This is a genomic window from Nonomuraea sp. NPDC003754 (assembly GCF_053605785.1).
Genome location: NZ_JBSGJX010000031.1, coordinates 106,974 through 114,332, shown reverse-complemented (window position 1 = coordinate 114,332; position 7,359 = coordinate 106,974). Strand labels below are relative to the sequence as shown.

8 protein-coding genes are annotated in these 7,359 nt (G+C 63.1%); 2 read left to right on the top strand and 6 right to left on the bottom strand.

Going from position 1 to position 7,359, the window contains the following annotated elements; all coding sequences use genetic code 11:
- The 6 genes from ACWEVS_RS31975 to ACWEVS_RS31950 all read right to left on the bottom strand — a co-directional run.
- Nucleotides 1-512 (bottom strand): sigma factor-like helix-turn-helix DNA-binding protein (locus tag ACWEVS_RS31975; protein WP_452554429.1); only part of this gene is annotated, 512 nt, incomplete at its 3' end.
- 406 nt (nucleotides 513-918) lie between these two features.
- On the bottom strand, nucleotides 919-1,326 hold the full coding sequence (locus ACWEVS_RS31970; protein ID WP_354916847.1) for an ATP-binding protein: 408 nt from the start codon (nucleotides 1,324-1,326) through the stop codon (nucleotides 919-921).
- Nucleotides 1,327-1,418: 92 nt separating this feature from the next.
- Complete coding sequence (locus ACWEVS_RS31965; RefSeq protein ID WP_449916138.1) at nucleotides 1,419-2,261, bottom strand: helix-turn-helix domain-containing protein; 843 nt, start codon at nucleotides 2,259-2,261, stop codon at nucleotides 1,419-1,421.
- 802 nt (nucleotides 2,262-3,063) lie between these two features.
- Entirely contained in the window at nucleotides 3,064-3,375 is a 312-nt protein-coding gene (locus ACWEVS_RS31960; RefSeq protein ID WP_354916853.1) for a DUF6342 family protein, read from the bottom strand.
- A 778-nt stretch (nucleotides 3,376-4,153) separates the two neighbouring features.
- Nucleotides 4,154-4,792 (bottom strand): tyrosine-type recombinase/integrase, encoded by a 639-nt coding sequence (locus tag ACWEVS_RS31955; protein WP_452554428.1) that lies wholly within the window; start codon nucleotides 4,790-4,792, stop codon nucleotides 4,154-4,156.
- Nucleotides 4,793-4,960: 168 nt separating this feature from the next.
- The gene (locus ACWEVS_RS31950) at nucleotides 4,961-5,161 is read right to left on the bottom strand and encodes a hypothetical protein (RefSeq protein WP_452554427.1); all 201 of its coding nucleotides are present in this window, start codon (nucleotides 5,159-5,161) and stop codon (nucleotides 4,961-4,963) included.
- An 85-nt stretch (nucleotides 5,162-5,246) separates the two neighbouring features.
- Between ACWEVS_RS31950 and ACWEVS_RS31945 the strand changes: the two genes are divergently transcribed.
- Nucleotides 5,247-5,483, top strand: coding sequence for a GntR family transcriptional regulator (locus tag ACWEVS_RS31945; RefSeq protein WP_452554426.1), 237 nt, complete (start codon nucleotides 5,247-5,249; stop codon nucleotides 5,481-5,483).
- Nucleotides 5,484-5,611: 128 nt separating this feature from the next.
- Complete coding sequence (locus ACWEVS_RS31940; RefSeq protein ID WP_452554425.1) at nucleotides 5,612-6,211, top strand: DUF6461 domain-containing protein; 600 nt, start codon at nucleotides 5,612-5,614, stop codon at nucleotides 6,209-6,211.
- Nucleotides 6,212-7,359: the final 1,148 nt, after the last annotated feature.

Genomic DNA, 7,359 nt, shown 5'->3' with positions numbered 1-7,359 from the left:
CGCTCCCAGCGAATGACGGGGTCGGTGTCGTAGGCCGCGTGCATCGCCTCGGACATGCGGGGGCCACAGACGACGATCAGGTTCGGCCGGTTGAGGTCGATGACGCCGTCAATGGTGACCTTGTCGGTCTCGACCGCCAGCCCGAAGGACTTGGCCAGTTCCTCCAGGCGCTGACCCGAGCGCATGTCGTCGAGGGCCAGGACGGGACGCTTCTTCTCCGGGTCGAGCCGGAGCGGAGTGACCACGGTGACCGTACCGGTGCCCAGGAACGCGCCCTCGGGGGCGGGGCCTGTGTGCTTGATCTGATGAATCCGCCCCCGGGACAGCCCGGCTTGCTGCGCGATCTGAGCATAGGAGATGCCCTGCGCATGCAGTTCCTGGATCACGCGGCGCCGTAGCCGCGCCAACTCGGTGACCTCCTGCTGCGCCGCGCTCAGTCGCTCGGTGGCCTGGCGGATCAGCAGGTACGGGTCGTCGATCGCGGCGATCCGCTCAAGGTCACTCGGTGGCACGGTGGTTCCCTTTCCGTGGTGCTCCGCCGAGTCTAGGGCCCTAGACGAAATGCCGTCTATCCCCCTGGACAAGACGGATTTGAGCGTTTCGCCGGTAATTCGACTTACTGCGCGGATTGCTGACCGTCGTTTGGGGACGCCACGCGTCAACGCGCTCGCCCGGTCAAGAGGGATATCCACAGCCTGTGGGCTTCCACCCAGATGACTCGCCCAGTCTCGGCCGGGCGCTCGCCTCGGACCGCCCTGTGGAGGTAGTAGAGACCGCCCGACCTGCGCAGTTCGTAGACGACCTTGCGACAGTCACAGGTCCACTCGACGACGCGGACCCGTCCGTCCTTGCGAGGTTCTTCCCAGTCAATCTTCTCGTGGTCCGGCCATAGCGGCGCCGGATGTGGAGCGAAGCACATCAGGACCGCGCGAAGGCGAAGGGTGATGCCTCCAGGACGGCCCAGACTGTACGGCCGTGGTCGTCGCCGGCCACACCCCACTTCACGGACAGGCCCGAGACTAGTGCCAGTCCCCGCCCTCCCATCTCTGTCGGGGACAGCGGGAGCAGCCGCGGAGTGCGAGGGCCACCCTCATCCTGTACGGACAGACCGAGGGTGGAGTCGACGATTTCGAGGGAGACGACGAAGCGGCCACCGGGGCGGCCGCTGTTGGTGTGCCGTACGGCATTGGTCGCCAGCTCGCTCACGACGAGGATCGCGTCATCCAGGTTCGGCCAGGTCGGGAGGAAGGCGGCGACGAAGCGGCGAGCTTCGAGCACTGAGATGGCGGAGCCGAGGAACATGCGCGATACGCGCCAGGAAGGCATGGACGTCTCCGATGTCTAGGGGGCTATACATCCATGCGATCAGCGTATGAGCAGCAGTGGAACAGACTCAAGGCATTCGACGCATAAATACGTCAGATGGGGAAGCGGGTTTCGAGTTCCTCGTAGTCGGTACTGATCTGCCGCAAGAGTTCTCGCAGCGCATTGCCGTACAGCGCCACAGCGGCGAACAGGTCGAAGGCGTCAGAGTGGGCCTCGATCGCTGCTGGAACGGTCAGAGGGAGGTCGCCGGTGAAGCTGTCGATGGTTCCGGCGTCGCCGTCCAGGAGCGTGAACCCATGCAGGGGGAGGGCCGGCGTCTCCACTGTCCATGGCACGATGCCGAGGCTGACGTGCGGCAGCGTGGAAACCTGCGCCAGGCGATCGAGCTGTCCTCGCATCATGGCGGGCGACCCGAGCCAGGTCCGCACCGCCCCCTCGGTGAGCACGAACGAGAACTGTCGCCCGGACTCGAACAGCAGGCTCTGTGCCTCCACCCGAACAGCCGCAGCCTTGGCTGCATCCCCCATGTCAACATCACGCTCAAGGGAAAGCGCCAGACGGGCGTACTCCGACGTCTGCAGCAGCGAGGGGATCACGGCCGACTGGAACACCCGGACATGCCGAGCTGACCGCAGTCGGGCAGCATTCGCCGCCTCACGACCAGCCAGGCCACCTTTCAGCCGGGATACCTGGTCACGTAGGCGTTCCAGGAGCTCATCCAGTTGGCGACGCGCGCCTTCATCCAGCGCCAACGCCTCAGTCAGGCGCTCTACCGTCTCCGGAACGGGAAGCAGTTGCCCAGTCTCGATTCGAGAGATCGTCGGCTGAGCCACCCCCGCCAGCACCGCAAGATCCTTACCGGTCAGCCCGGCGCTCTTGCGGAGTTGCCGAAACATCGCACCCAATGCGCGCAGTCGATCGCGACGATCCTCCACACCCAGCGTTCTACCACTGTCTCTGTGACGCGCGGAGTGGAGAGTTGGATCACTGCCGAATTGTTCTCATTGGGATCAAGGGCGGCGCTCCGCGCCGCCTCGCGGCCCGTCGCCCGCTCGCCGGTCGGGCATGCGGCCTGGGGGGCCGGTCCCGGCCGCCGGCGGCTCGGACCGCGCACGCAAGCGTTCCCATGACTTCACCGCAGGTGTGATTAGCTCACTGCCGAGCGTGGCCGCACATCGCTTCGAAGCGCTAACGGTAGGCGTGAACGCAATGAACGTTCCCGCATGCGACTGTGCCGCCTTCGAGATAGCAACGGATGGGCTGAGCGACAACTTTCGAATGGCTAGCGGCGGCTAGCGGAGACGTCGATTTCGACGACTTCAGCAGGAGCAGCCCGGGAGTTCTCTCAGAAGGCTAAAGAAGCGGGTGTGCCACCCAATTAGCTTGACCATTTCGATGGACTTTGACGCTGATGGTGCAAATCCATCGAGATCTTGCGGGGATGAGCATTCGGAGTGCAATCACCTTCCGCGTCAACAACTGCTCGACACCTTGCGATGGACACAACACACCTCTTCGAGGCGGCGGGCCCTATCCGAGCAGAGGTAGTCATTTTCTTCTACTGATCGGGGCCGATGGGAACTCCGCCGACCCCGATCGGATATCGCGCACAGGCACTGGTGCGTCGCTGCCGGCCGCGAGCATTTTGTCGTCCTGGCGGACGCTATCGGCCGTGCTGGCCGTCACCCGGTCGGGGCTGTGCCAGCCGACGAACCAGTGCCCACGCACCACGAGGCGCTACATGCCCGTTTCGTAGGTCATGTTCGTTTGGCCCGTTTTCACCTGGCCGGCGATGTGGAGGTTCCCGCTGGAGTCCAGGATCGCGATGATCTTCTTCTGCGACCCGTGGTGGGTCGTGAAGTAAATCTTGTCCGCCTCTTGAGAGCTGGAAAGGTTTGTGTTCACCGAAAGCTCGATGCTCACCGGTGAGCTTATGAGCACGTCCTTCTTCGGAGAGGTCGGGTAGATCTGGTTCTGGCGCAGCTTGATTCGGCCGTGAGTGTCACCTTCATCCCAGTCGGTGGCCACCCCGAGGTCGATATCCGGCATGTCGACTCCCTTCGCTTCTCTCCGTTTGGAACGACCCTTTTGGATCGTGCCATAGCGAAGGATATGTGGTTCTTAAGAGATTTTCTAGAGTTCTTCCAGGCACTTCCTAAATATGGAAATTTGGCCACCTAATATAAATCTGAGGCGTTAAATTCCCTTATCTGCTATTTGTCCGAATGTGATGAGTGGGGCAAGGCATCGAGTGCGAAGTCGAGATGCCTCCGGCGGGCTGAGGTGAGCCCGATCGTCCCGCCCGCCGTCGTCCCGGACAAGCCGAGCAGACCAGGGGCCAGGGGTGAAGGTCGTTCCTCCAGTAGGGGGCTCCACCTTCACCCCTGGCCCCTGGCCCGCTCCCCTGGCGGGCGGGACGACGGCACACGGGACGATCGGGCGGGGAGGTGCGCGCGTTCGCGCTGCAACCTGACGCTCCTCACCGCTGATAGGTGCCGCGATGGAGGCCGGCGCGGGCTGCCAATGAGGTGGTTCCGGAGACGCCAATACCCTTCGGAGGCTCCTCCTCGCTGGTCAAGTGTCCCGGCCGTACCCGCCGAATCAGCCACCGTGCCCGTTGCATGCCCGATGGAGCGGTGATCAAGGGGGAGCAGCAGGGACTCAGGGGGAACGCGATCAGTGGCCCCAGCAGCAAAGACGCAGACCAATCATGATCGGCTTACGTCTTTGCAAGCAGGATGTCAGGAGTTCGAATCTCCTAGGCTCCACCAGTACAAACGCCCCGACACCGATCATGGTGCGGGGCGTTCGGGCCATTAACGGGCCATTAGCCGTCGTTGATCTTCCTCTTGCGGGGCTTCCCGGCCTTCTTCTGCTCAGCCCGAACCCGAGCGCTGAGCGCGTCAGTGATCCTCTGATCGGCGTCCCTGGTCGCGTGCTGGTAGATCAACGCGGCCCGGTCGCTGTCGTGTCCCATCCGCGCCTTGAGGTCGGCCAGGCTCGCGCCTGACTGTGCGGCGAGGGTGTTACCCGTGTGCCGAAGGTCATGGAAGTGCAGCCCCGTGAGACCCATCTCCTTCAGCGCCTCTTCCCACTTGGCCGCGCGTCGGAAATTGCCGCCCCGCAGGAAGCCGCCCTTCGCGCCGAGGAAGACGAACGCATCCTCTTCAGGCCCGACGTGGGCGGCCAGGTGGTCCACCAGAGCGGGGATGATCGCTGCCGGGATGGAGACCGTACGGCGGCCCGCCTTGGCCTTCACCGGACCGAGCTGCATGCCGATGCCGTCGAGTTCGAGGAGCTGTTCGCGGACCCGTACCGTTCGCGCCTTCACGTCGATGTCCCGTCGTCGCAGCGCCGTCACCTCACCCCACCGCAGGCTCGCGAAGGTGGCGAGAAGGATCATGGCGCGGAAGCGCTTGTCGGCCATCCGGTCGGCCAGCTCGAACACCTGGCTCAGGGTGATCACGGGACTTCCGGCGTGTGCTCGTGGTTGGGGCAGGTGTGCTCTTTGATCCGCACCCGCTCCACGCGAGGGACCGCCGGCTGCCAGGCCAGACGTTCATACCCACGCTGAAGCGGTGCCAGGTGGAGCGTGTGGTGGTCATCCCCGGGTTCGCTCTGGTCGCCCACGGCCTTACCGCAGCTTCTCTTGGTCCTGAAGGAGTCGGACGAAGGCTTCCCTGTCGTCGGCGCAGACTGTCCGCTGAAGACCCGAGTCGATCTGCTGATCTGTGAGCATCTCGCCTCGTCGAGTCGCGTAGAAGGTGCCCGCGTCGCTGCGGAAGACCGACCAGGCCGGGAAGGCGTTGCGGATCACACCGAGGTCGTAGGTCACGGAGGTCATGCTCCGGCAGTAGGTCAACCTTTCCTAGGAATTCCTGTTCTATGTTCGCAGGTGGGGGCATACCTAGAGTCGTCTCGTGATCGAATGGGACCTCAGGCTGTACAAGTGGGAGCAGATAGCGAAGGTTGTCGCCGAGCGCATCAAGGACGGCACCTATCCGCCCTTGATGTTGATCTCCGAAGTGAAGCTTCAGGAGGAGTTCGACGTCGCCCGGGTCACCGTTCGCAAGGCGATGGAGGCCCTGCGAGAGCAAGGATTGATCACGACCAAGCCTGGCAAGGGATCGATCGTTAGCCCTGCCGACGGCTCATGAACAGATAGATCGCCGGTCCTCGCTCGCCGGGCCGGAGTACCAGGCTAGACATCGGAAACAGTCAGCAATCCCCTCGTCGGTGAACTACCGGCGCCCGTTGTGTCGGTCGGTGCTGCGAGCATCGCGTCATGATCGCGACTCCTGACGACTACGCCTGGCTCACCGAAGCGGCGGACAATTGGTGCTTCACCTACGTCCGCGGCCTGACGCCCGAGCAAGTGGTGATCCGGCGCGGCGGCCGCCCGGAGGGCTTCACACCCATGACGTACGACGAATTGGGCGATGCCGCCTTCTCTAATTTCTCCGGACCCGGAGCGTTCATCGGCGTGACGACCATCGGCGACTGGGCGTTCGTCATCGAGCCCGACTGGAACGGCATCGCCGAGGGGGTGATCATGCCGCTGTCGGCGGGCACCCGCCTCGTCTCCCACTACCTCATGACGATCAAGGCCCTCGACTACTTCTACTGGATCGACAACGGCGAGCTTCGGTTCTGCTTCGTCGCCCAGGAGGGCTACATGGAGGAGGTGCCGGACGAGCTCGTGGAGACCATGGGACGGATCGATTCCGTCCATTCCTCCTTCCCCAACCTCCACGACGGGCCGGCGTTCCTCCTGGCCGAGCGCCTCACCGGGATCACGCTGACGCCGCAGCTACTGGAGGAGTCCACCTATCTGTGCGGCGTCGTCCCCGAACCCCGGTCTTGGAGGATGCCCAGCCCGTGGTGAGCCGGATCCAGCGGGAACAGCCCTAACTAGTCAAGATCATCGAAGCTTGCGGGCTGCGGATGAGAACTTTCTCTACGTCTTCAAGGGCGTGCCGCCTGCGGCGACCCGCCGCGCGTAGGCGGTCGCTGGCCGCGCTGCGGCTCTTCGGCCGGTCGCGGCCCGCCCCGCCTACGCGCTTATCGTCCTTCCTGGGTGAGCATGCCCTACGACGCCTCTCACGACTGGGCAAACTTCTTGTCCGACGCTCGGGTCGGAAGCTTGGTGGGGTGTTGCCCTATCTATCGGCCTCGCGGCGAGGTTAAGGGGCGTATTTGTCCCCCACGAGAACATATGGATGTGAAATTCGCGTATCGGACTATTCAGATATGTATAGTTTGGTTACTACGGAGAACTTGAGATAACTAGAAATTTGAGGTTACCCTGCAAAGCATCAGGAAGGGGAAGCTCTCTCCTGATGAAGCATGCGGGCGCGCAAGCCAAAGCGTTGGCATGCTAAGGCAACACGCGCAACGCACAGAGGTGAATCTCGAATGCATCAATTGAGAAACTCGCAGTCCACTAATTGCATGGATAGCTCTTTTGTTCGACTAAGATGAAAGGGGGAAGATTGTTGACTCAACGTGAATTGGCGGAGTGATGAATGAGCTGCACACGAGGTAAGGCAGACCCATCGCAGCAGACACGGTATCGATTGTTCGCTGACTCGGCGGGACGATGCCAAAATCCAGCCTGCCTGATTCCGCTGTAGCTATAACTATCGATATGGTCAGCCATCATGAGTGTCTGGCGGCAGCTCATGTCGCTGCTGACATTGGTCGGTCCGCCGGAAAACGGATGGTCATGCTGCCGCGGGGCTTCCGTTCCTCGGGCCTGGCGGCCCTGCGGTACGGGTCCCCTTGCCCTCGGGATGACGGGGTGGGTCGCCGGCCGGGGTGCTGTGTACAGCAGGGGGTACAGCAATACCGGCTTACATGATCACACGTCGCCAGCCCGCATCTGCCGCCTGACCAGGCTTAAGGCCTCACCGCAGGGTGACCGGCTCCCGTTTGCAAGCAGGATGTCAGGAGTTCGAATCTCCTAGGCTCCACCCACAGAAAGCCCAGGTCGAGGCTGGGGTCGTGATCTTCCTCGAGCCGATTTCGGTCCCT